The sequence below is a fragment of the Pseudomonas sp. stari2 genome (assembly GCF_040760005.1).
Lineage (GTDB): Bacteria > Pseudomonadota > Gammaproteobacteria > Pseudomonadales > Pseudomonadaceae > Aquipseudomonas.
The window spans coordinates 1,474,181-1,497,288 of sequence record NZ_CP099760.1; the positions used below are offsets into that span (position 1 = coordinate 1,474,181).

A 23,108-nucleotide genomic window follows, 5' to 3' on the forward strand; every position below is an offset into this window, starting at 1 on the left:
AGGATTGCGGAGAAAGTAGATGAGCGCGCTCTATATGATTGCCGGCACCCTGATCGCCCTGGGTGTGCTGGTCACCTTTCACGAATTCGGCCACTTCTGGGTCGCGCGTCGCTGTGGCGTCAAGGTTCTGCGCTTTTCCGTGGGCTTCGGCATGCCGTTGCTGCGCTGGCATGACAAGCAGGGGACCGAGTTTGTCGTCGCAGCCATTCCGCTGGGTGGCTACGTCAAGATGCTCGATGAGCGTGAAGGTGAAGTGCCCGCTGATCAGCTTCATTTGTCTTTCAATCGCAAGTCCGTTCGCCAGCGTATTGCTATCGTGGCGGCTGGTCCGGTCGCCAACTTCCTGCTGGCCATGGTGTTCTTCTGGGTGCTGGCCATGCTCGGCAGTGAACAGGTCCGTCCGGTCATCGGAGCAGTCGAGTCCGGCAGCATTGCAGCGAAAGCCGGCCTTAATGCAGGTCAGGAAATCGTCGCCATCGACGGTGAACCGACTTCGGGCTGGGCGGCGGTCAATCTGCAGCTGGTACGTCGCCTGGGGGAAAGCGGCTCCCTGCAGGTGCTGGTGCGTGAGCAGGGCTCTACGGCCGATTCACCGCGTGAGCTTGCACTGGATCACTGGCTCAAGGGTGCCGACGAGCCGGATCCGATTCGCTCCCTGGGTATCCGCCCATGGCGTCCTGCTTTGCCGCCGATTCTCGCTGAGCTCGATCCGAAAGGCCCGGCCCAGGCAGCCGGGTTGAAGACCGGTGATCGTCTGCTGGCGCTGGATGGCAAGGCGCTGGATGACTGGCAACAAGTGGTCGACACCGTTCGTACGCGTCCTGATACCAAAATCATGCTGCACGTCGAGCGCGACGGTGCTCAAATCGACGTCCCCGTGACGTTGGCCGCACGCGGCGAGAGCAAGTCGCCAAGTGGTTATCTTGGGGCGGGAGTGAAAGCTGTCGACTGGCCGCCGGAGATGATCCGCGAGGTCAGCTACGGTCCTTTGGCCGCGATTGGCGAGGGTGCGCGTCGTACCTGGACCATGAGCGTCCTGACGCTGGATTCACTGAAGAAAATGCTGTTCGGCGAGCTCTCGGTAAAAAACTTGAGTGGACCGATAACCATTGCTAAAGTGGCGGGCGCTTCTGCCCAGTCGGGTGTCGCTGATTTCCTGAATTTCCTTGCTTATCTGAGTATTAGCCTGGGGGTTCTGAATTTGCTGCCCATTCCTGTACTGGATGGGGGGCATTTGTTGTTTTATCTGATCGAGTGGGCGCGTGGTCGTCCCTTGTCGGATCGGGTGCAAGGTTGGGGGATACAGATCGGTATCAGTTTGGTGGTCGGGGTGATGTTGCTTGCTCTGGTCAACGATCTGGGTCGACTGTAACGCTTCGCTGAATTGCGAATCTGCCGCATTTTGCGGCAGTTTGTTTATTGCCAGTTGGAATAAGAAAGGACTTCATGAAACGTCTGCTGCTAACTGCGGTTCTCACCGTATTGATGATCGCCGAAGTTCACGCCGAGTCCTTCACTATCTCTGATATTCGCGTCAATGGCCTCCAGCGGGTCTCCGCGGGTAGCGTCTTTGGTGCCTTGCCGTTGAACGTCGGCGAGCAGGCGGATGATCGTCGCCTGGTGGAATCCACTCGTGCGTTGTTCAAAACCGGTTTCTTTCAAGATATCCAGCTGGGCCGCGAAGGCAACGTTCTGGTGATCACCGTCGTCGAACGTCCATCGGTCGCGAGCATCGAGATCGAAGGCAACAAGGCGATCTCCACCGAAGACCTGATGAAAGGCCTCAAGCAATCCGGTCTGGCCGAAGGCGAGATCTTCCAGCGCGCCACCCTCGAAGGTGTGCGTAACGAGCTGCAGCGTCAGTACGTTGCGCAAGGTCGCTACTCGGCTACCGTCGATACCGAAGTGGTATCGCAGCCGCGTAACCGTGTCGGCCTGAAAGTGAAGATCAACGAAGGCACCGTTGCTGCCATTCAGCACATCAACGTGGTGGGCAACACGGTTTTCCCTGAAGAAGACCTGACCGACCTGTTCGAACTGAAAACCACCAACTGGTTGTCGTTCTTCAAGAACGATGACAAGTACGCCCGTGAAAAGCTTTCCGGTGACCTGGAGCGTCTGCGTTCCTACTACCTGGACCGCGGCTATATCAACATGGATATCGCTTCGACCCAGGTGTCCATCACCCCGGACAAGAAACACGTCTATATCACCGTCAACGTGACTGAAGGCGAGAAGTACACCGTTCGTGACGTCAAGCTCAGCGGTGACCTGAAAGTCCCTGAAGACCAGGTCAAGTCGCTGCTGCTGGTGCAAAAGGGCCAGGTGTTCTCGCGCAAGCTGATGACCACCACCTCCGAACTGATCACTCGTCGTCTGGGTAACGAGGGTTACACCTTCGCCAACGTCAATGGCGTTCCGCAGCCGCACGATGATGACCACACCGTGGACATCCTGTTCGCTGTCGATCCGGGCAAGCGTGCCTACGTCAACCGCATCAACTTCCGTGGCAACACCAAGTCCGAAGACGAAGTGCTGCGCCGTGAAATGCGTCAGATGGAAGGTGGCTGGGCTTCGACCTACCTGATCGACCAGTCCAAGACCCGTCTGGAGCGTCTGGGCTTCTTCAAAGAGGTCAACGTTGAAACCCCGGCTGTTCCGGGCGTCGACGACCAGGTTGACGTTAACTATGCAGTTGAAGAGCAGGCTTCCGGTTCGATCACCGCCAGCGTTGGTTTCGCCCAGAGCGCCGGTCTGATCCTCGGTGGTTCGATCACCCAGAACAACTTCCTGGGTACCGGTAACCGCGTCAGCGTCGGCCTGACCCGCAGTGAATACCAGAGCCGTTACAACTTCGGTTACGTTGACCCCTACTGGACCGCCGATGGCGTGAGCCTGGGTTACAACGCGTTCTATCGCACCACCGACTACAAAGACCTCGACGTCGACGTAGCAAGCTATGCCGTAGACAGCCTGGGCGCTGGTGTGAACGTTGGCTACCCGATCAGCGAGACTTCGCGTCTGACCTTCGGCTTGTCCGCACAACAAGACAAGATCAAGACTGGTCAGTATACCGTCGACGAAATCTTCGACTTCGTGAACCGTGAAGGTGATCAGTACCTGAACTTCAAGGCCTCGGCCGGCTGGTCCGAGTCGACCCTGAACAAAGGCGTGCTGCCGACCCGTGGTCGCTCCCAGAGCCTGACCCTGGAAACCACCATTCCGGGCAGCGACCTGTCGTTCTACAAACTCGATTACCGTGGCCAGCTGTTCCAGCCGATCACCGAGAACTACACCCTGCGTCTGCACACCGAGCTGGGGTATGGTGATGGTTACGGTTCGACCGATGGCTTGCCGTTCTATGAAAACTACTATGCTGGTGGTTTCAACTCGGTTCGCGGTTTCAAGGACAGCACCTTGGGTCCACGCAGTACACCTAGCCGGGGTAAAGATCAGACCGGTAACGTCGGCACAATCGCAGATCCGGACCAGGATCCGCTGCCGTTCGGTGGCAACGTCCTGATCCAGGGTGGTATGGAAGTCCTGTTCCCGATGCCGTTCGTCAAGGATCAGCGTTCGCTGCGTACTTCCGTGTTCTGGGATGTGGGTAACGTTTTCGACTCCAAGTGCCAGCAGACACTCAACACTGACGGCATCACCAAGTCCAAGACGCAGTGCAACGACGTCAGCTTCAGCAACATGGCCAGCTCTGTCGGTGTCGGCGTGACCTGGGTTACCGCACTGGGTCCTTTGAGCTTCGCGTTGGCCACACCGATCAAGAAGCCGGATAACGCTGAAACTCAAGTGTTCCAATTCTCCCTCGGCCAGACGTTCTAAGCGTCTGACCCAAGATAACGACAATGGATTTTGTAGGAGTGCATCGTGCGTAAGTTGACTCAATTGGTTCTCCTGGCCTCTGTACTGGTGGCAGGCCCGGCATTTGCCGACATGAAAATCGCTGTTCTGAACTATCAGATGGCTCTGCTGGAGTCCGATGCGGCCAAGAAGTACGCTGTGGATGCCGAGAAGAAGTTCGGTCCTCAACTGACCAAACTGAAGACGCTGGAAAGCAGCGCCAAGGGTATCCAGGATCGTCTGATGGCTGGCGGCGACAAGATGCAGCAGGGCGAGCGTGAGCGTCTGGAGCTGGAATTCAAGCAAAAGGCCCGTGACTTCCAGTTCCAGTCCAAGGAACTGAACGAAGCCAAAGCTGTTGCTGACCGTGAAATGCTCAAGCAGCTCAAGCCGAAGCTGGATAGCGCAGTGGAAGAAGTCATCAAGAAAGGTGGTTTTGACCTGGTGTTCGAGCGTGGCGCAGTGATCGATGTCAAGCCTCAATACGACATCACGCGCCAGGTTATCGAGCGCATGAATCAGCTGAAGTAACCCATGACCGTGACTATCAAACTCGGCCAGTTGGCCGAGTTCCTCGGTGCCACCCTGAGTGGCGATCCCGAGAAGCAAATTACTGGGCTAGCCACCTTGCAGGAGGCTGGCCCAGCTCAGTTGAGCTTTCTGGCAAACCCCCAATACCGCAAATACCTGGCTGGCTCGCAGGCGGCAGCATTGTTGCTCAAGGCCGCTGATGCAGAAGGTTATGCCGGTAATGCGTTGGTGGTGCCGGATCCTTATCTGGCTTACGCACGCATTTCCCACCTCTTCGATCCGAAACCGAAATCCGCAGCCGGTATCCATCCGTCCGCAGTGATCGCTCCGGACGCCGTGGTCGATCCGACTGCCAGCATTGGTCCCTTTGTCGTGATCGAGGCAGGTGCGCGGGTCGGTGCCGGCGTAACGCTTGGCGCGCATTGCGTTGTCGGCGCCCGCAGTGAAATCGGCGAAGGCGGCTGGCTTGCTCCGCGGGTCACGCTGTATCACGACGTGCGAATCGGCAAGCGTGTGGTGATCCAGTCCGGTGCCGTACTTGGCGGTGAAGGCTTCGGCTTTGCCAATGAAAAAGGCATCTGGCAGAAAATCGCTCAGATCGGTGGCGTCACCATCGGCGACGATGTGGAGATCGGCGTGAATACCGCCATCGACCGCGGCGCGTTGGCCGACACCGTGATCGGTAACGGCGTCAAGCTCGACAACCAGATTCAGATCGCCCACAACGTTCAGGTCGGTGATCACACTGCCATGGCCGCTTGCGTGGGGATTTCCGGCAGTACCAAAATCGGCAAGCACTGCATGCTCGCCGGTGGTGTCGGCCTGGTAGGGCACATCGATATTTGCGACAACGTATTCCTGACCGGGATGACCATGGTGACTCACTCGATTACCGAGCCGGGCGCCTATTCTTCCGGTACGGCCATGCAGCCGGCTGCCGAGTGGCGCAAAAGCGCGGCACGCATCCGTCAGCTCGATGACATCGCGCGACGGTTGAAACAGCTGGAAAAGCGGGCAGGGGAAGTGACCCCTGGCGGTAATGCTTCATCTGAAGGCTGATACCATTTCCATATCAAGTGTGCACAGCCTCTGGACTGCCTCCTTGATTTGCTAGAGGAGTGCGCGTCAGTCGCGCTCCCAATCTTTACATAGGCTTCCCCCCGAAATGATGGACATCAACGAGATTCGCGAATACCTGCCTCACCGCTACCCGTTCCTGCTGGTGGACCGGGTGGTGGAACTGGATACTGAAGGCAAGCGCATTCGCGCCTACAAGAATGTCAGCATCAACGAACCGTTCTTCAATGGCCACTTCCCTGCGCACCCGATCATGCCGGGCGTGTTGATCATTGAAGCGATGGCTCAGGCTGCCGGGATCCTCGGTTTCAAGATGCTCGATGTGAAACCGGCCGATGGCACCCTCTACTATTTCGTCGGTTCCGACAAACTGCGTTTCCGTCAGCCAGTGCTGCCGGGTGACCAGTTGATCCTCGAAGCCAAGTTCATCAGCTGCAAGCGTCAGATCTGGAAGTTCGAATGTCAGGCTTCGGTCGATGGCAAGCCAGTCTGCTCCGCTGAAATCATCTGTGCGGAACGCAAGCTATGAGTTTGATTGACCCTCGCGCAATCATCGATCCTTCGGCCGTACTGGCCGAAGGTGTCGAGGTCGGCCCGTGGTCGATCATCGGCGCAGGTGTGGAAGTCGGCGAGGGAACAGTGATCGGGCCTCACGTGATCCTCAAAGGTCCGACCCGAATCGGCAAGCACAACCGCATCTACCAGTTTTCCTCGGTAGGCGAAGACACGCCGGATCTCAAGTACAAGGGTGAAGAAACCCGTCTGGTCATCGGTGACCATAACGTTATCCGTGAAGGCGTGACGATTCACCGTGGTACGGTTCAGGATCGTTCCGAGACCACCCTGGGTGATCACAACCTGATCATGGCTTACGCCCACATCGGTCACGACAGTGTCATCGGCAACCATTGCATCCTGGTCAACAACACGGCACTGGCCGGCCACGTGCATGTCGAGGACTGGGCGATCCTGTCCGGCTTCACGCTGGTGCACCAGTATTGCCACATTGGCGCCCACAGCTTTTCCGGCATGGGAACGGCCATCGGCAAGGACGTTCCGGCGTTCGTCACTGTGTTCGGCAACCCGGCGGAAGCGCGCAGCATGAACTTCGAAGGCATGCGCCGTCGTGGGTTCAGCGAGGATGCCATTCATGCCTTGCGCCGCGCCTACAAAACCGTCTACCGCCAGGGATTGACAGTCGAGCAAGCCCTGGCCGAACTGGCTGAGCCTGCCGCCCAGTTCCCGGAAGTTGCGGTGTTCCGTGACTCCATCCAGTCGTCGTCTCGCGGCATCACCCGCTGATCATGGCCAATCTGCGTATTGCGCTGGTGGCGGGTGAGGCTTCCGGTGACATCCTGGGTGCCGGTCTGATGCGTGCCCTCAAGGCACAGCATCCTGCGGTCGAGTTCATCGGCGTCGGCGGCCCGTTGATGCAGGCCGAAGGCCTGAGCTCCTACTTCCCCATGGAGCGTCTGTCGGTCATGGGGCTGGTGGAGGTCCTCGGGCGATTGCGTGAACTGCTCAAGCGCCGCAAGGACCTGATCGCCATGCTGATCGCTGAAAAGCCGGATGTGTTCATCGGCATCGACGCCCCTGATTTCAACCTCAATATCGAACTCAAGCTGCGTCAGGCCGGAATCAAGACCGTGCACTACGTCAGCCCCTCGGTATGGGCGTGGCGGCAGAAGCGGGTGCTGAAGATTCGCGAAGGCTGTGACCTGATGCTCACGCTGCTGCCGTTCGAAGCCAGATTTTACGAAGAGAAAGGTGTACCGGTGCGGTTCGTCGGCCATACGCTGGCCGATACCATTCCACTGGAAGCCGATCGCAGCGCTGCGCGCGCCGAACTGGGTCTACCGGACGGTCCGCTGGTGGCGTTGATGCCCGGTAGCCGTGGTGGTGAAGTCAGTCGTCTGGGTGCACTGTTCCTCGATACCGCCGAGCACCTGCGCGCCATGCGTCCGGGATTGCGCTTCGTCATTCCATGTGCCAACCCAGAACGTCGTGCCCAGTTGGAAGAGCTGCTGGCCGGTCGTGACCTGCCGGTGACCCTGCTTGACGGCAAGTCCCATCTGGCGCTGGCAGCGTGCAACGCGGTCCTTATTGCGTCAGGAACGGCGACCCTTGAGGCGCTGCTCTACAAGCGCCCGATGGTCGTAGCCTATCGTCTGGCACCGCTGACGTTCTGGATTCTCAAACGCATGGTCAAGAGCCCGTACGTCTCTCTGCCTAACCTGCTGGCCCAGCGACTGCTGGTGCCGGAATTGTTGCAGGATGATGCGACGGTCGAGGCGCTCGCGCAGACCTTGTTGCCGTTGATCGACGGCGGTGAAGAACAGACTCGTGGCTTCGACGAAATCCACCGTACCCTGCGCCTGGATGCCTCCAATCAGGCGGCTGACGCCGTTCTGAACCTGATCGGTCAAACACGATGAGCAAGACAAGCATGCAGATGGGTCTGGATTTCACTTTGGTCGCCGAAGTCGAAGAATTGGTGGCCGGCGTTGATGAAGTCGGTCGCGGCCCTTTGTGCGGCGCGGTTGTCACGGCGGCAGTCATCCTCGATCCGAACCGGCCGATTCTTGGTCTCAACGACTCGAAAAAGCTGACCGAAGCCAAGCGTGAAAAGCTCTACGACGAAATCTGCGAAAAGGCTTTGAGCTGGTGCATCGCCCGCGCCGAAGTCGAAGAAATCGACGAGCTGAACATCCTTCACGCTACCATGCTGGCCATGCAGCGCGCCGTCGCGGGTCTGCATATCCAGCCGAAACTGGCGATGATCGACGGCAACCGCTGCCCGAAACTGCCGATGCGTTCCGAAGCAGTGGTCAAGGGCGATAGCAAGGTCCCGGCCATCGCCGCCGCGTCGATTCTGGCCAAGGTCAGCCGCGACCGCGAAATGGCAGCGTTCGAATTGATCTACCCGGGTTACGGCATCGGCGGTCATAAAGGCTACCCGACGCCCGTTCATCTGGAAGCGCTCGTGCGTTTGGGGCCGACGCCGATTCATCGGCGTTCTTTTGCCCCGGTTCGGCAGGCTTATGAAGCGCTGGAAGGCCTGACGCCGGTTTAGCGGCGAGGCTGATGTTTTATTCGGGGCCCGGTACAATCCGGGCCTTGTTGTCTCTATGTAACTGGACAGGATCACTATGCCGGCTTCATTCGTTCATCTACGCCTGCACACTGAATACTCCCTGGTCGACGGGCTGGTGCGGATCAAGCCGCTGGTTAAGGCCTTGACCGGCATGGGCATGCCGGCCGTTGCGGTTACCGACCAGAACAACATGTGTTCGCTGGTCAAGTTCTATAAAAACACCATGGGCGCCGGGATCAAGCCGATCTGCGGCGCCGACCTGTGGCTGTCGAACAAGGACCCCGATGGTCCGCTGAGCCGCATCAGCCTGCTGGTCATGAATGCCCAGGGCTATCGCAACCTGACCGAGCTGATTTCCCGTGGCTTCATCGAAGGTCAGCGCAACGGCATGATCATCATCGAGCGCGAATGGGTCGCCGAGGCCAACGAAGGCCTGATCATGCTGTCCGCCGCCAAAGAGGGCGAGATCGGCATGGCCATGATCGGCGGCAATCCCGCCGAGGCCGAAACCCTGACACGCGAATGGATGGCGGTGTTCCCGGATCGTTTTTATCTGGAAGTCCAGCGCACCAACCGTCCGAACGATGAAGAACAGCTGCACGGCGCCGTTGCTCTGGCCGACAAGCTTGGTGCTCCGCTGGTCGCCACCAACGATGTGCGCTTCATCAAACAGGAGGATTTCGAGGCTCACGAAACCCGCGTCTGCATCGGCGAAGGCCGGGCCCTCGACGACCCGCGTCGTTCGAAGAACTACAGCGATCAGCAGTACCTGAAAAGCGCCGAGGAAATGGCCGAGCTGTTCAGCGACCTGCCGGATGCGGTGGAAAACACCGTCGAGATCGCCAAACGCTGCAACATCGACGTGAAACTGGGCAAGCACTTCCTGCCGGACTACCCGATTCCCGATGGCATGACCATCGACGAGTATTTCCGCAAGGTGTCGTTCGATGGTCTGGAAGAGCGACTCAGCGTGCTGCTGCCCAAGGACACCACCGAAGATTACGAGGCCAAGCGTCAGGTCTATGTCGACCGGCTGAATTTCGAGCTGGATATCATCATTCAGATGGGATTCCCCGGTTACTTCCTGATCGTGATGGACTTTATCCAGTGGGCCAAGAACAACGGCGTGCCGGTGGGCCCGGGCCGGGGGTCGGGTGCCGGATCGCTGGTGGCCTATGTGCAGAAGATCACCGACCTTGACCCGCTGGAATATGACCTGCTGTTCGAACGTTTCCTCAACCCGGAACGGGTATCCATGCCCGACTTCGACGTCGACTTCTGCATGGATGGTCGCGATCGGGTGATCGATTACGTGGCCGAAAAATACGGCCGCAACGCCGTAAGCCAGATCATCACTTTCGGTTCCATGGCGGCGAAGGCTGTGGTCCGCGATGTGGCGCGGGCCCAGGGCAAGTCGTTCGGCCTGGCGGATCGCCTGTCGAAGATGATTCCGTTCGAAGTCGGCATGACCCTGGAAAAAGCCTACGAGCAGGAAGAAATCCTGCGCGACTTCATCAAGGTCGATGAAGAAGCGGCAGAAATCTGGGAGATGGCGCGCAAGCTCGAGGGCGTGGTGCGTAACGTCGGTAAACACGCCGGTGGTGTGGTGATCGCACCGACCAAACTGACCGACTTCTCGCCGATCTATTGCGACGAGGCCGGCGATGGTCTGGTGACCCAGTTCGACAAGGACGACGTGGAGGCGGCCGGTCTGGTGAAGTTCGACTTCCTCGGCCTGCGGACCCTGACGATCATCGACTGGGCGCTGAAAACCATCAATCGCGACCGCGCCAAGGTCAACGAGCCGCCGCTGGACATCGCGTTCATCCCGCTGGATGACAAGCCGACCTATCAGCTGCTGCAAAAAGCTGAAACCACCGCGGTGTTCCAGCTTGAATCCCGCGGCATGAAAGAGCTGATCAAAAAGCTCAAGCCCGACTGCCTCGAAGACCTTATCGCACTGGTGGCCCTGTTCCGTCCGGGCCCGCTGCAGTCCGGCATGGTGGATGACTTCATCAACCGCAAGCACGGTCGCGCGGAGCTTGCGTATCCGCACCCGGATTACCAGTACGAAGGCTTGCAGCCGGTGCTGGCACCGACGTACGGCATCATTCTGTATCAGGAACAGGTGATGCAGATCGCTCAGGTCATGGCCGGTTACACCCTCGGTGGTGCGGACATGCTGCGCCGGGCGATGGGTAAGAAGAAACCCGAGGAAATGGCCAAACAGCGCGGCGGTTTCATTGAAGGTTGTGCGTCGAACAATATCGATGCGGATCTTGCCGGTAACATTTTCGACCTGGTGGAGAAATTCGCCGGTTACGGCTTCAACAAATCCCACTCCGCCGCCTACGGCCTGGTGTCGTACCAGACTGCCTGGCTGAAGGCTCACTACCCGGCGCCGTTCATGGCCGCGGTGCTATCGGCGGATATGCACAACACCGACAAGGTCGTGACCTTGATCGAGGAAGTGCGCACGATGAAGCTGCGTCTTGATGCGCCGGACGTGAACACGTCGGAGTTCAAGTTCACGGTGAACGACGAGGGCCGCATCGTGTACGGCCTGGGCGCGATCAAAGGCGTCGGCGAAGGTCCGGTGGAAGCGATCACCGAGGCCCGTCAGGCCGGTCCGTTCAAGGATCTGTTCGACTTCTGCGCCCGGGTCGACCTCAAACGCATCAACAAGCGCACGCTGGACGGCCTGATCCGCAGCGGCGCACTGGATCGCCTTGGCCCGTATTTCCATGACGAGCAAAAGGCGTATCAGGCCAACATCGACCGCAACCGCGCGGTCTTGCTGGCGGCGATGGAAGAGGCGATCAAGTCTGCCGAACAGACTGCGCGTACCCGCGACAGCGGTCACGCCGACCTGTTCGGCGGGTTGTTCGTCGAGGAAGACGCAGACGTTTACGCGCTGCATCGCAAGGCCAAGGAGCTGACCCTCAAGGAACGCTTGAAGGGTGAAAAAGACACCCTCGGCCTGTACCTGACCGGTCACCCGATCGATGAATACGAAGGTGAAATCCGCCGTTTCGCCCGCCAGCGCATCATTGACCTGAAACCGGCCCGCGACACCCAGACCGTGGCGGGGATGATCATCGCCCTGCGGGTGATGAAGAACAAAAAGGGCGACAAGATGGGCTTCATCACCCTCGACGACCGCTCCGGGCGGATCGAGGCGTCGCTGTTCGCCGATGCGTTCCACTCCGCGCAATCGCTACTGCAGACCGATGCGATGGTGGTGGTCGAAGGTGAGGTCAGCAACGATGACTTCTCCGGTGGTCTGCGGCTGCGGGTCAAGCGGGTGATGAGCATGGAAGATGCGCGCACCAACCTCGCCGAGAGCCTGCGCTTGAAGCTGCAGACCCAGGATCTGAAAGGCGATCAGCTACGCTGGTTGGGTGATTTGCTCAAGCGTCATCGCGGGGCGTGTCCGATCACCATGGAATACACCAGTCCCGATGCGAAGACCTTGCTGCAGTTTGGCGAGACCTGGCGGATCGACCCGGCTGATGCCTTGATTCAAGCCCTGCGTGACCAGTTCGGGCGAGACAACGTCTTCCTCCAATACCGTTGACCGGCAGGTGACATCAAAGCGCCTGCCCACAACCTGAATTTTTAATCTCGACCTCAGCGCGCCTCTCCCTTAAGGTAGGGCGCGAATAGACAACCGGCCGGCCCAAGCTCATTTGGGACACGACCCAAGACGGACGCCTATGAACCCGAATTTTCTAGATTTCGAACAGCCGATCGCCGACCTGCAAGCCAAGATCGAAGAGTTGCGCTTGGTCGGTAATGACAATTCGCTGAATATCGGCGATGAGATCTCCCGCCTGCAGGACAAGAGCAAAACGCTCACCGAAGACATTTTCGGCAAGCTGACCAGCTGGCAGATCGCACGTCTGGCGCGTCACCCGAAACGTCCATACACCCTGGACTACATCGAACACATCTTCACCGAGTTCGACGAGCTGCACGGTGATCGTCACTTCTCCGACGACGCGGCCATTGTGGGCGGCGTGGCACGTCTGGAAGACCAGCCAGTGATGGTGATCGGTCACCAGAAGGGCCGTGAAGTGCGCGAAAAGGTGCGCCGCAACTTCGGCATGCCGCGTCCGGAAGGCTACCGCAAGGCCTGCCGCCTGATGGAAATGGCCGAACGTTTCAAGATGCCGATCCTGACCTTCATCGATACCCCGGGCGCTTACCCAGGCATCGATGCTGAAGAGCGTAACCAGAGCGAAGCGATCGCCTGGAACCTGCGCGTCATGGCTCGTCTGAAAACCCCGATCATCGCCACCGTGATCGGTGAAGGTGGTTCCGGCGGTGCACTGGCAATCGGTGTCTGCGACCAGCTGAACATGCTGCAGTACTCGACCTACGCAGTGATCTCGCCGGAAGGCTGCGCTTCGATTCTGTGGAAAACCGCAGAAAAGGCGCCGGATGCTGCTGAAGCCATGGGCATCACCGCCGAGCGTCTGAAAGGCCTGGGCATCGTCGACAAAGTGATTGGCGAGCCTCTGGGCGGTGCCCACCGCGATCCGGCGGCTGCCGCGGCCTTGATCCGCGCCGAGCTGAGTTCGCAACTGGCGATGCTGAAGAAGTTTGACAACGAAGCGCTGCTCAAGCGTCGTTACGATCGTCTGATGAGCTACGGCCTCTGATCGAACGCCGTTTTGGCTGACGGCAAAACACTGTGGGAGCGGGCTTGCCCGCGATTGCGATGTAACATTCAACGACTGTGTTGGCTGTTTCACCGCTTTCGCGAGCAAGCCCGCTCCCACATTTGGTTTGTGAAAAGGTAGAAAAATGGGTCAGCCCTCGATTGATTTGCCTTACAGGCTTCTGCGCAATCTCAAGCCCTGGCTCAATGCGGCCCATTGGCGCATCGCCTTCTCGGGTGGGCTCGACTCCACCGTTCTGCTGCACCTTCTGGCCAGTCTCGCCAAAACCGAATCCCTTCCGGCGCTAAGCGCCATCCATGTCCATCACGGCCTTCAGGCTGCGGCCGACGCGTGGCCGGCGCATTGCCAGGCTGTATGCGATGAGCTGGCGGTGCAGTTACAAGTGGTGCGTGTGCAGGTGCAACCGGGGGCGAGCCTGGAGCGGGCGGCGCGGGATGCTCGCTATGCAGCGTTCAGTGCGTCGACTCAGGTCAACGACGTCTTATTGACCGGGCAACACCGTGACGACCAGGCCGAAACGCTGCTGTTTCGTCTGTTGCGCGGCGCTGGTGTGCGTGGTCTGTCAGGCATGCCGGCCCTGCGCGCGCTGGGGCAGGGCAGTCTGGTCAGGCCCTTGCTCGATGTCACGCGTGCCGAGCTGGAAGCCTATGCGCAGGACCATGGTCTGCGCTGGGTAGAGGATCCGTCGAATCAGGATCGACAGTTTTCGCGCAATTACCTGCGCCATCAGGTCATGCCGCTGCTGACCCGGCGCTGGCCGCAGGCTCACGCCAGCATGGCCCGCAGTGCTGCACATTTGCGTGAGGCGCAAGGCTTGCTCGATGAGCTGGCGCAGATTGATCTGGCTCAAGCGACCTTGTCAGATGATTTCGAGTGGCTGGGTTTGCCATCACTGGCGTTTGCGGCAATCGCCGGATTGTCCGTTGCCCGTCAGCGAAATGCGCTCAGTCACTGGCTTGAACCGCTCACTCGACTGCCGGATACCGACCATTGGTCGGGTTGGATCGATTTGCGTGATGCCGGCAACGATGCTTCTCCGGTCTGGCGTCTGGCGGATGGCGAGTTGCACCGTAGCGCCGGTCGCCTGTGGTGGCTCGGTGGGCAATGGTTGTGCGCGCCAGTGGTCAGCGGCGACTGGCATGAGCCGTCGCTGGCACTACGCTTGCCCGATAACGGGCGTGTCATGTTCAGCGGTCAGACTCCCGCAGGGCCGCTGCGGATTCGCTATCGACAGGGCGGCGAGGTGATGCATCTGGCGGATCGCGGTCATCGTGATCTCAAGCGCTTGCTCAATGAACGCGCGGTGCCGGGCTTCGTGCGTGGCAGATTGCCGCTGCTGTTTCGCGGTGAGGAATTGCTCGCCGTGGCGAACCTGCCGGGGCTTGATGGCAATGCGTTGGAAGGCTGGCGTTTGCATTGGCAGCCTTCTGACGAAGATCAAGGTTTGAGATGAAGGGGGCATTCCGGTAGACTACGCTCCCTTCTTGATACAACTTCTGTGGATTCGCCTGAATTGCAGGAGTTGCCGATTACCAAGCAGTCTTTGCTGGGCGATTCCAAAAAATGTGTAGCGAGCAACGTACCGGTGTTTTCACTTCCGGTCTGTCCCAACGCGGCGGTTTTTTTGAAAGGTGCACTGTGATTCATGCAGGTGATCGGGGGCTTCGGCCTTCCTTCGCTTTCCCCGGCGGCTCGGACCGCTTTAACGCAGACTTCTAGGGTTTTTCATGACGCGCTACATATTCGTCACGGGCGGTGTTGTTTCTTCTTTGGGGAAAGGCATTGCATCGGCTTCATTGGCGGCCATCCTGGAGGCGCGGGGGCTTAAGGTCACCATGCTGAAGCTGGATCCGTACATCAACGTCGACCCGGGCACCATGAGCCCGTTCCAGCACGGTGAAGTGTTCGTCACCCACGACGGCGCCGAGACCGACCTGGATCTGGGCCACTACGAGCGGTTCATCCGCACGACCATGACCCAGAACAACAACTTCACCACTGGCCGTGTCTACGAGCACGTGCTGCGCAAAGAGCGCCGTGGTGACTACCTGGGTGCAACCATTCAGGTGATTCCGCACATCACCGACGAAATCAAGCGTCGCATCATCAAGGGCGCCGGCGATGCCGACGTGGCCCTGGTGGAAATCGGCGGTACCGTTGGCGACATCGAATCGCAACCGTTCCTCGAAGCCATCCGCCAGTTGCGTGTGGAAGTCGGTTCCAAGCGCGCGATGCTGATGCACCTGACCCTGGTTCCGTACATCGCCACCGCCGGCGAGACCAAGACCAAGCCAACCCAGCACTCCGTAAAAGAGCTGCGTTCGATTGGTCTGCAACCAGACGTGCTGATCTGCCGCTCCGACCATCCAGTGGATGTGTCGTCGCGTCGCAAGATCGCGCTGTTCACCAACGTTGAAGAGCGTGCGGTGATTTCCCTGGAAGACGTCGACACCATCTACAAGATCCCGGCCGTGCTGCACGCCCAGGGTCTGGACGATTTCGTCGTAGAGCGTTTCGGCCTGCAATGCAATGGCGCCGACCTGTCCGAGTGGGAAAAGGTCGTCGATGCCAAGCTCAATCCAGAGCACGAAGTCACCATCGCGATGGTCGGCAAGTACATGGAGCTGCTGGACGCCTACAAGTCGCTGATCGAAGCGATGAGTCACGCCGGCATCACCAACCGTACCAAGGTCAACCTGCGCTATATCGATTCCGAAGATATCGAGAACCAGGGCACCGCGCTGCTGGAAGGCGTTGACGCGATCCTCGTACCGGGCGGCTTCGGTCTGCGTGGCGTGGAAGGCAAGATCACTGCCGTTCAATACGCTCGCGAAAACAAGGTTCCGTACCTGGGTATCTGCCTGGGCATGCAAGTGGCGGTCATCGAGTTCGCCCGTAACGTGCTGGGCTGGAAAGACGCCAACTCCACCGAGTTCGATCGTGCCAGCGGCCATCCGGTTGTTGGTCTGATCACCGAGTGGGAAGACGCCACCGGCGCCGTTGAAGTGCGTACCGAAGCGTCCGATTTGGGCGGCACCATGCGCCTCGGCGCTCAGGAGTGCCTGCTCGAAGCCGGCTCCAAGGTGCACGATTGCTACGGCAAGGACGTGATTGTCGAGCGTCACCGTCACCGTTACGAAGTGAACAACAACCTGCTGCCGCAGATCATCGAGGCCGGCCTGAAGATCTCCGGTCGCTCTTCCGATGCCGCGCTGGTTGAAGTGGTCGAAGCACCGGATCATCCTTGGTTCGTCGCTTGCCAGTTCCACCCAGAGTTCACCTCGACGCCACGCGATGGCCATCCGCTGTTCAGCGGCTTCGTCAAAGCAGCATTGGCTCAACACCAGAAGAAGGCGTAACCCCGATGGCACAGAAGATCATCCGCGTCGGCGACATCGAGATTGCCAACGACAAACCCATGGTGCTGTTCGGTGGCATGAACGTGCTGGAAAGCCGTGACATGGCCATGCAGGTTTGCGAAGAGTATGTGAGGGTCACCGAAAAACTCGGTATCCCTTACGTGTTCAAGGCCAGCTTCGACAAGGCCAACCGTTCTTCTGTGACCTCCTATCGCGGTCCTGGCCTGGAAGAGGGTATGCGCATCTTCCAGGACATCAAACAAGCCTTCGGCGTACCGATCATCACCGACGTCCACGAGCCTGAACAGGCCGCGGTCGTCGCTGAGGTCTGCGACATCATCCAGTTGCCGGCCTTCCTGTCGCGCCAGACCGACCTCGTGGTCGCTATGGCCAAGACCAATGCCGTCATCAATATCAAAAAAGCCCAGTTCCTCGCGCCTCAGGAAATGAAACACATCCTGAACAAGTGCGTGGAAGCGGGTAACGATCAATTGATCCTCTGCGAGCGCGGTTCGAGCTTCGGCTACAACAACCTCGTGGTCGACATGCTCGGCTTCGGCATCATGAAGCAGTTCGAGTACCCGGTATTCTTCGATGTGACCCATTCGCTGCAAATGCCTGGCGGTCGTTCCGACTCCGCCGGCGGTCGCCGCGCCCAGGTCACCGACCTGGCCAAGGCTGGCATGAGCCAGTCGCTGGCGGGCCTGTTCCTCGAAGCCCACCCGGATCCGGACAACGCCAAATGCGACGGCCCTTGTGCCTTGCGTCTGGACAAACTGGAGCCATTCCTGGCCCAGCTCAAAGCCCTGGACGAACTGGTGAAGAGTTTTCCGACGGTAGAAACCGCGTAAACCTCAATTCTCCGGTAAAGTACCGCACGATTTGTCGCTCATGCCCTCGGGTATGAGCGTTGTCGTCTGCAAGCTGCCCGTTGCACAACACTTGCCGACGGTAAAAAGATTTCCTCTAGCTGCGTCGTTTTCGTCAACTTTGGAGTGTTTACAACAATGGCAAAAATCGTCGACATCAAAGGTCGTGAAGTTCTCGACTCCCGTGGCAATCCCACCGTGGAAGCGGACGTGCTTCTCGACAACGGCATCATCGGCAGCGCTTGCGCGCCGTCCGGTGCATCCACTGGCTCGCGTGAAGCGCTCGAGCTGCGTGATGGCGACAAGAGCCGTTACCTGGGCAAGGGCGTGCTCAAGGCGGTAGCCAACATCAACGGTCCGATCCGCGATCTGCTGCTGGGCACCGACCCAAGCGACCAGAAAGCTCTGGATCACGCGATGATCAAGCTGGACGGTACTGAAAACAAAGCGACCCTGGGCGCCAACGCCATCCTCGCCGTCTCCCTGGCTGCGGCCAAGGCGGCTGCACAGGATCAGGACCTGCCACTGTACGCACACATCGCCAACCTGAACGGCACCCCGGGTGTCTACTCGATGCCGGTTCCGATGATGAACATCATCAACGGTGGCGAGCATGCCGACAACAACGTCGACATCCAGGAATTCATGGTGCAGCCGGTTGGCGCCAAGTCTTTCTCGGAAGGTCTGCGCATGGGCACCGAGATTTTCCATCACCTGAAAGCTGTGCTGAAGGCCCGTGGCCTGAGCACTGCTGTCGGTGACGAAGGCGGTTTCGCGCCGAACCTGGCTTCCAACGAAGACGCGCTGAAAGTGATCTCCGAAGCCGTTGCCAACGCTGGTTACAAGCTGGGCACCGACGTGACTCTGGCTCTGGACTGCGCGGCCAGCGAGTTCTTCGAAGACGGCAAGTACAACCTGTCTGGCGAAGGCCAGGTGTTCACCGCTGAAGGTTTCGCCGACTACCTCAAAGGCCTGACCGAGCGTTATCCGATCATCTCGATCGAAGACGGTCTGGACGAGTCCGACTGGGCTGGCTGGAAGATCCTCACCGACAAGATCGGCGCCAAGACCCAACTGGTTGGTGACGACCTGTTCGTGACCAACACCAAGATTCTGAAAGAGGGCATCGATAAAAAGATCGCCAACTCGATCCTGATCAAGTTCAACCAGATCGGCACCCTGACCGAAACCCTGGAAGCCATCCAGATGGCCAAGGCTGCCGGTTACACCGCGGTGATCTCGCACCGTTCGGGCGAAACCGAAGATTCGACCATTGCCGACCTGGCCGTGGGCACTTCGGCTGGCCAGATCAAGACCGGTTCGCTGTGCCGTTCCGACCGCGTGTCCAAGTACAACCAACTGCTGCGTATCGAAGAGCAGTTGAATGGCAAAGCCAAGTACAACGGTCGCAGCGAGTTTCGCGGCTGAGCAGTAAATGATAGAAAGACACCGGATTGTGTCGGAAAAGTCGTGACAGCGATGGATTTGCCACTAATCTGATGCCTTATATGCACAAGCCTGGATATTCCAGGCTTCGTGCTATCAGATGCTTCAAGTTTTTGCGTGGCTGTCTTTTTTCACTGGATACCTGATATTCGATGCGCAGTCCTTACTGGTTGTTTCTCGTCTTGCTCTTGCTGCTGGCCGGTCTGCAGTACCGCCTGTGGGTGGGTAATGGCAGTCTGGCGCAGGTTGCCGAACTGAATCAGCAGATCGCTGATCAACACGCCGAGAACGAAGCCCTGCTGGAGCGCAACCGGGTGATGGACGCTGAAGTCAGCGAGTTGAAGAAAGGCATGGAGACCGTTGAAGAACGGGCTCGTCACGAACTGGGCATGGTCAAGGACGGTGAAACCCTTTACCAGTTGGCCCAATGATCGATTCCCTGCCGGCCTTCTGGGCCGTGATCCCTGCCGCGGGCGTCGGTGCCCGTATGGCCGCGGACCGTCCCAAGCAATATCTGCAACTGGGCGGGCGTACAATTCTCGAACACAGTCTCGGCTGTTTCCTCGATCATCCGAGCCTCAAGGGGCTGGTGGTCAGTCTTGCTGTCGATGATCCTTATTGGCCGAACCTGGCCAGCGCCAGCGATCCGCGAATTCAACGGGTCGATGGTGGCGCCGAGCGTTCCGGTTCGGTGCTCAACGCCTTGCTGCATTTGCACGCGCAAGGTGCCGACGATGAGGATTGGGTGCTGGTACACGATGCGGCACGGCCCAATCTGAGCCGTGACGATCTCGATAAATTACTTTCAGAACTTGCCGATGACTCAGTGGGCGGTCTGCTGGCCGTGCCGGCGCGCGACACTCTCAAGCGGGTCGACAAGCACGGTCGTGTGATCGAAACCGTGGATCGCAGCGTGATCTGGCAGGCCTACACCCCGCAGATGTTCCGCCTCGGAGCATTGCACCGCGCACTGGCGGACAGTCTGGTGGCCGATGCGCTGATTACCGACGAAGCCTCGGCGATGGAGTGGGCCGGCATGGCGCCGCGTCTGATCGAGGGCCGTGCGGATAATCTGAAAGTTACCCGCCCGGAAGACCTCGAATGGTTGCGCCAGCGCTGGGCGAACCGTCGTTAAATCCGGTAATCAGGCCGTTCGGCCAAGCCCTCCTTGAGAAAATCCACCAGTTTGCGCACCTTCGGCGAAAGGTGCCTTTGCTGTGGGTACAACGCCCATACCGCTGTATTCGGCGGTTGATGCGCCTCCAGCAAAGAAATCAACGCACCGCTGTGCAGATGTTCAAGCACGTAATAGTCCGGCAACTGACACAAACCAACGCCTTGTAGCGCCGCATCCAGCACCGCTTGCCCACTGTTACAGCGCCAGTTTCCCTGTACTCGCTGGGAAAATTCCCGCCCGTTCTGTTCCAACTGCCAGATATCCGAGCTGCCGATCAGGCAATTGTGCCGGCTCAGTTCCGACAAACTGTGTGGCCGACCGTACCGTTCGAGGTAGGACGGCGACGCGCAGAGGTACATCCGCCGTGGCGCCAGGCGGGTCGCCACCAACCGAGAATCCTGAAGACGCCCGAGGCGAATCGCCAGGTCCAGGCCTTCATGCACCAGATCAAGTTGCCGGTTGGTCAGTTCGATATCGATGCGCAGTTGTGGGTAGTGCCCCATGAACCGGGTCACCAGCGGCACGATAAAGCGCTCGCCGTAGGCCACGGCGCAGGTCATGCGCAACATGCCTTTGGGTTCGCTGGTCAGATCACCGACCGCACGCAATGCCTCTTCGCGACCGTCCTGCAACCGCTGACAATGTTGCAGGAAGGTCTGGCCGGCTTCGGTCAGGGTGACGCGCCGGGTGCTGCGGTAGAGCAGACGCGTCTGCAAACGTTCTTCCAGTCGTACGATTTGTCGACTGATGTGCGAGGAAGAAACGCCCAGGCGTTCGGCAGCAGCGGTGAACTGGCTGCATTCGGCAACGGCAACGAACTCGTCGATACCTTCCCAGCGGTTTTCGGACATCGGGATTATCCCTGTGTGGCAATAATGTTTTGCTTTTGTCCGGATTATTCATCAAGCAGCGCTGGACTACACTCCTTGTCTGGTTTTTATTCAATGGATTCACTGGAGAGTCAGCATGATCAAGTCGCGCGCCGCCGTTGCCTTCGAGGCCAAGAAGCCGCTGGAAATCGTAGAAGTCGATGTCGCCATGCCCAAGGCCGGTGAAGTGTTGCTGCGCGTGGTGGCTTCCGGGGTTTGCCACACCGATGCCTATACCCTGTCCGGTGCTGACCCGGAAGGTATCTTCCCGTCGATCCTCGGCCACGAGGGTGGTGCCATCGTTGAAGCGATCGGCGAAGGCGTAACTTCCGTGGCCGTCGGCGACCACGTCATTCCGCTGTACACCCCGGAATGCGGCCAGTGCAAGTTCTGCAAATCGGGCAAGACCAACCTGTGTCAGGCGATTCGCGCCACCCAGGGCAAGGGCCTGATGCCGGATGGCACCTCGCGCTTTTCCTACAAGGGCCAAACGATTTTCCACTACATGGGTACCTCGACGTTTTCCGAGTACACCGTGCTGCCGGAAATCTCCGTGGCCAAGATCTCCAAGGATGCACCGCTGGAAAAGGTCTGCCTGCTCGGTTGCGGCGTGACCACCGGTATCGGTGCAGTGATCAACACAGCCAAGGTCAAACCGGGTGACACCGTGGCCATCTTCGGTCTCGGCGGTATCGGTCTGTCGGCCGTGATTGGCGCGGTAAAGGCCAAGGCCTCGCGCATCATCGCCATCGACATCAATCCGGCCAAGTTCGAAATCGCCAAACAACTGGGTGCCACTGACTGCGTGAATCCGAAAGACTTCGATCGTCCGATCCAGGAAGTGATCGTCGACATGACCGATGGTGGTGTCGACTTCTCCTTCGAATGCATCGGCAACGTGCAATTGATGCGCGCAGCTCTGGAGTGCTGCCATAAAGGCTGGGGCGAGTCGGTGATTATCGGCGTTGCCGGTGCCGGCCAGGAAATCGCCACCCGTCCGTTCCAGCTGGTGACCGGTCGCGTCTGGCGCGGTTCGGCGTTCGGTGGCGTGCGTGGCCGTACCGAGTTGCCAAGCTACGTCGACATGGCGCAAAGCGGCGAAATCCCGCTGGATACTTTCATCACCCACACCATGGGTCTGGAAGACATCAACAAAGCCTTCGACTTGATGCACGAAGGCAAGAGCATCCGCACCGTCATTCATTTCTGATCAATCGCGATGCCACGGTTGCGAATGTGCAACCGTGGTTGCGTAGGAGTCCTACATGAGTCTGGAAAATATCTCCTGTCAGAAGAGTTTCGGCGGCTGGCACAAGCGCTATCGCCATCGCTCCGAAGTGCTGGGGTGCGACATGGTGTTCGCCGTGTACCTGCCGCCGCAGGCAGAGCAGGGCGGCAAGTTGCCGGTGCTGTACTGGCTGTCGGGCCTGACCTGCACGGATGAAAACTTCATGCAGAAGGCCGGCGCCATGCGCATGGCGGCTGAACTGGGGTTAATCATCGTGGCGCCGGACACCAGTCCCCGTGGCGTCGATGTACCGGGTGATCCGGATGGTGCGTGGGATTTTGGCCTGGGTGCCGGGTTCTATCTGAATGCCACGCAGGAACCGTGGTCGCGGCACTATCGGATGCATGACTACGTCGTGCAGGAATTGCCTTCACTGGTTGAAGCGCATTTCCCGGCGTCGAATAAGCGCAGCATCAGCGGCCACTCCATGGGCGGTCACGGTGCATTGGTCTGTGCATTGCGCAATCCTGGACGTTACCAATCGGTGTCAGCATTTTCGCCAATCAACAACCCGATCGATTGTCCATGGGGTCAGAAGGCATTCTCCCGTTATCTGGGCGAAGACCGTTCGAAATGGCGCGAGTGGGATGCCTGTGCGCTGATTGCCGAGGCGGACGAGAAACTGCCGTTGCTGGTCGATCAGGGTGACCGCGACGACTTCCTGGCCACCCAGCTCAAGCCGGAAGCGCTGCAGCAAGCGGCCAAACAGGCGGGGCATCCGCTGACGTTGCGTCTGCAACCGGGCTACGACCACAGCTATTTCTTCATCGCCAGCTTCATTGACGACCACTTGCAGCATCACGCACGCGCTCTAAAGTGCTAATGCAGGTAGAATCACGCCCTGACAAAATTCGGGGC

Annotated in this window: 19 protein-coding genes; 18 read left to right on the forward strand and 1 reads right to left on the reverse strand. The window is 59.1% G+C overall.

Going from position 1 to position 23,108, the window contains the following annotated elements; translation table 11 throughout:
• Nucleotides 1-19 precede the first annotated feature (19 nt).
• The 16 genes from rseP to ispD all read left to right on the forward strand — a co-directional run bounded on the left by rseP (nt 20) and on the right by ispD (nt 20,051).
• A complete protein-coding gene (gene rseP / locus NH234_RS06560) occupies nt 20-1,372 on the forward strand; it encodes a sigma E protease regulator RseP (protein ID WP_085729810.1) in 1,353 nt (450 codons plus the stop codon).
• 74 nt (nt 1,373-1,446) lie between these two features.
• A complete protein-coding gene (gene bamA, locus NH234_RS06565) occupies nt 1,447-3,837 on the forward strand; it encodes an outer membrane protein assembly factor BamA (RefSeq protein ID WP_367256029.1) in 2,391 nt (796 codons plus the stop codon).
• Between the two features lie 45 nt (nt 3,838-3,882).
• Entirely contained in the window at nt 3,883-4,386 is a 504-nt protein-coding gene (locus tag NH234_RS06570) for an OmpH family outer membrane protein (protein WP_003222140.1), read from the forward strand.
• Between the two features lie 3 nt (nt 4,387-4,389).
• Nucleotides 4,390-5,445, forward strand: a complete 1,056-nt coding sequence (lpxD, locus tag NH234_RS06575; RefSeq protein WP_085729812.1) for a UDP-3-O-(3-hydroxymyristoyl)glucosamine N-acyltransferase — start codon at nt 4,390-4,392, stop codon at nt 5,443-5,445.
• Nucleotides 5,446-5,551: 106 nt separating this feature from the next.
• Nucleotides 5,552-5,992, forward strand: coding sequence for a 3-hydroxyacyl-ACP dehydratase FabZ (fabZ, locus tag NH234_RS06580; RefSeq protein ID WP_003222142.1), 441 nt, complete (start codon nt 5,552-5,554; stop codon nt 5,990-5,992).
• Nucleotides 5,989-6,765, forward strand: coding sequence for an acyl-ACP--UDP-N-acetylglucosamine O-acyltransferase (gene lpxA, locus NH234_RS06585; protein WP_085729813.1), 777 nt, complete (start codon nt 5,989-5,991; stop codon nt 6,763-6,765). Before fabZ ends, lpxA begins: the two co-directional genes overlap by 4 nt.
• A 2-nt stretch (nt 6,766-6,767) precedes the next feature.
• The gene (lpxB, locus tag NH234_RS06590; RefSeq protein WP_367256032.1) at nt 6,768-7,898 is read left to right on the forward strand and encodes a lipid-A-disaccharide synthase; all 1,131 of its coding nucleotides are present in this window, start codon (nt 6,768-6,770) and stop codon (nt 7,896-7,898) included.
• A gap of 11 nt (nt 7,899-7,909) precedes the next feature.
• Entirely contained in the window at nt 7,910-8,536 is a 627-nt protein-coding gene (gene rnhB / locus NH234_RS06595) for a ribonuclease HII (RefSeq protein WP_085729815.1), read from the forward strand.
• 76 nt (nt 8,537-8,612) lie between these two features.
• Nucleotides 8,613-12,134, forward strand: a complete 3,522-nt coding sequence (gene dnaE / locus NH234_RS06600; RefSeq protein ID WP_367256034.1) for a DNA polymerase III subunit alpha — start codon at nt 8,613-8,615, stop codon at nt 12,132-12,134.
• 139 nt (nt 12,135-12,273) lie between these two features.
• On the forward strand, nt 12,274-13,221 hold the full coding sequence (locus tag NH234_RS06605) for an acetyl-CoA carboxylase carboxyltransferase subunit alpha (RefSeq protein ID WP_085729817.1): 948 nt from the start codon (nt 12,274-12,276) through the stop codon (nt 13,219-13,221).
• Nucleotides 13,222-13,366: 145 nt separating this feature from the next.
• A complete protein-coding gene (gene tilS / locus NH234_RS06610) occupies nt 13,367-14,695 on the forward strand; it encodes a tRNA lysidine(34) synthetase TilS (protein WP_367256036.1) in 1,329 nt (442 codons plus the stop codon).
• Between the two features lie 274 nt (nt 14,696-14,969).
• Complete coding sequence (locus NH234_RS06615) at nt 14,970-16,601, forward strand: CTP synthase (protein ID WP_011332696.1); 1,632 nt, start codon at nt 14,970-14,972, stop codon at nt 16,599-16,601.
• 5 nt (nt 16,602-16,606) lie between these two features.
• Nucleotides 16,607-17,452, forward strand: a complete 846-nt coding sequence (gene kdsA / locus NH234_RS06620; protein WP_085729819.1) for a 3-deoxy-8-phosphooctulonate synthase — start codon at nt 16,607-16,609, stop codon at nt 17,450-17,452.
• A 156-nt stretch (nt 17,453-17,608) separates the two neighbouring features.
• A complete protein-coding gene (gene eno, locus NH234_RS06625; protein ID WP_085697340.1) occupies nt 17,609-18,898 on the forward strand; it encodes a phosphopyruvate hydratase in 1,290 nt (429 codons plus the stop codon).
• A 170-nt stretch (nt 18,899-19,068) separates the two neighbouring features.
• Nucleotides 19,069-19,347 carry a cell division protein FtsB gene (gene ftsB / locus NH234_RS06630; protein ID WP_003222158.1) on the forward strand — a complete coding sequence of 93 codons (279 nt, stop codon included), beginning with the start codon at nt 19,069-19,071 and terminating at the stop codon, nt 19,345-19,347.
• The gene (ispD, locus tag NH234_RS06635; RefSeq protein ID WP_085729820.1) at nt 19,344-20,051 is read left to right on the forward strand and encodes a 2-C-methyl-D-erythritol 4-phosphate cytidylyltransferase; all 708 of its coding nucleotides are present in this window, start codon (nt 19,344-19,346) and stop codon (nt 20,049-20,051) included. The genes ftsB and ispD overlap by 4 nt, the downstream gene beginning before the upstream one ends.
• Here ispD and NH234_RS06640 read toward each other — a convergent pair.
• Nucleotides 20,048-20,944, reverse strand: a complete 897-nt coding sequence (locus tag NH234_RS06640; protein WP_367256037.1) for a LysR substrate-binding domain-containing protein — start codon at nt 20,942-20,944, stop codon at nt 20,048-20,050. The two genes, ispD and NH234_RS06640, sit on opposite strands and share 4 nt — an antisense overlap.
• 115 nt (nt 20,945-21,059) lie before the next feature.
• Between NH234_RS06640 and NH234_RS06645 the strand changes: the two genes are divergently transcribed.
• Nucleotides 21,060-22,172 (forward strand): S-(hydroxymethyl)glutathione dehydrogenase/class III alcohol dehydrogenase, encoded by a 1,113-nt coding sequence (locus NH234_RS06645; protein WP_007954819.1) that lies wholly within the window; start codon nt 21,060-21,062, stop codon nt 22,170-22,172.
• Nucleotides 22,173-22,227: 55 nt separating this feature from the next.
• Nucleotides 22,228-23,073, forward strand: coding sequence for an S-formylglutathione hydrolase (fghA, locus tag NH234_RS06650; protein ID WP_367256038.1), 846 nt, complete (start codon nt 22,228-22,230; stop codon nt 23,071-23,073).
• The last annotated feature ends 35 nt before the right edge of the window (nt 23,074-23,108 follow it).

What these genes read in the sequence shown, in the direction of transcription:
- rseP (WP_085729810.1), top strand. Translation starts at nt 20, where the DNA reads ATGAGCGCGCTCTATATGATTGCCGGCACCCTGATCGCCCTGGGTGTG.
- bamA (WP_367256029.1), top strand. Translation starts at nt 1,447, where the DNA reads ATGAAACGTCTGCTGCTAACTGCGGTTCTCACCGTATTGATGATCGCC.
- lpxD (WP_085729812.1), top strand. Translation starts at nt 4,390, where the DNA reads ATGACCGTGACTATCAAACTCGGCCAGTTGGCCGAGTTCCTCGGTGCC.
- fabZ (WP_003222142.1), top strand. Translation starts at nt 5,552, where the DNA reads ATGATGGACATCAACGAGATTCGCGAATACCTGCCTCACCGCTACCCG.
- lpxA (WP_085729813.1), top strand. Translation starts at nt 5,989, where the DNA reads ATGAGTTTGATTGACCCTCGCGCAATCATCGATCCTTCGGCCGTACTG.
- lpxB (WP_367256032.1), top strand. Translation starts at nt 6,768, where the DNA reads ATGGCCAATCTGCGTATTGCGCTGGTGGCGGGTGAGGCTTCCGGTGAC.
- rnhB (WP_085729815.1), top strand. Translation starts at nt 7,910, where the DNA reads ATGCAGATGGGTCTGGATTTCACTTTGGTCGCCGAAGTCGAAGAATTG.
- dnaE (WP_367256034.1), top strand. Translation starts at nt 8,613, where the DNA reads ATGCCGGCTTCATTCGTTCATCTACGCCTGCACACTGAATACTCCCTG.
- NH234_RS06605 (WP_085729817.1), top strand. Translation starts at nt 12,274, where the DNA reads ATGAACCCGAATTTTCTAGATTTCGAACAGCCGATCGCCGACCTGCAA.
- tilS (WP_367256036.1), top strand. Translation starts at nt 13,367, where the DNA reads ATGGGTCAGCCCTCGATTGATTTGCCTTACAGGCTTCTGCGCAATCTC.
- NH234_RS06615 (WP_011332696.1), top strand. Translation starts at nt 14,970, where the DNA reads ATGACGCGCTACATATTCGTCACGGGCGGTGTTGTTTCTTCTTTGGGG.
- kdsA (WP_085729819.1), top strand. Translation starts at nt 16,607, where the DNA reads ATGGCACAGAAGATCATCCGCGTCGGCGACATCGAGATTGCCAACGAC.
- eno (WP_085697340.1), top strand. Translation starts at nt 17,609, where the DNA reads ATGGCAAAAATCGTCGACATCAAAGGTCGTGAAGTTCTCGACTCCCGT.
- ftsB (WP_003222158.1), top strand. Translation starts at nt 19,069, where the DNA reads ATGCGCAGTCCTTACTGGTTGTTTCTCGTCTTGCTCTTGCTGCTGGCC.
- ispD (WP_085729820.1), top strand. Translation starts at nt 19,344, where the DNA reads ATGATCGATTCCCTGCCGGCCTTCTGGGCCGTGATCCCTGCCGCGGGC.
- NH234_RS06640 (WP_367256037.1), bottom strand. Translation starts at nt 20,944, where the DNA reads ATGTCCGAAAACCGCTGGGAAGGTATCGACGAGTTCGTTGCCGTTGCC.
- NH234_RS06645 (WP_007954819.1), top strand. Translation starts at nt 21,060, where the DNA reads ATGATCAAGTCGCGCGCCGCCGTTGCCTTCGAGGCCAAGAAGCCGCTG.
- fghA (WP_367256038.1), top strand. Translation starts at nt 22,228, where the DNA reads ATGAGTCTGGAAAATATCTCCTGTCAGAAGAGTTTCGGCGGCTGGCAC.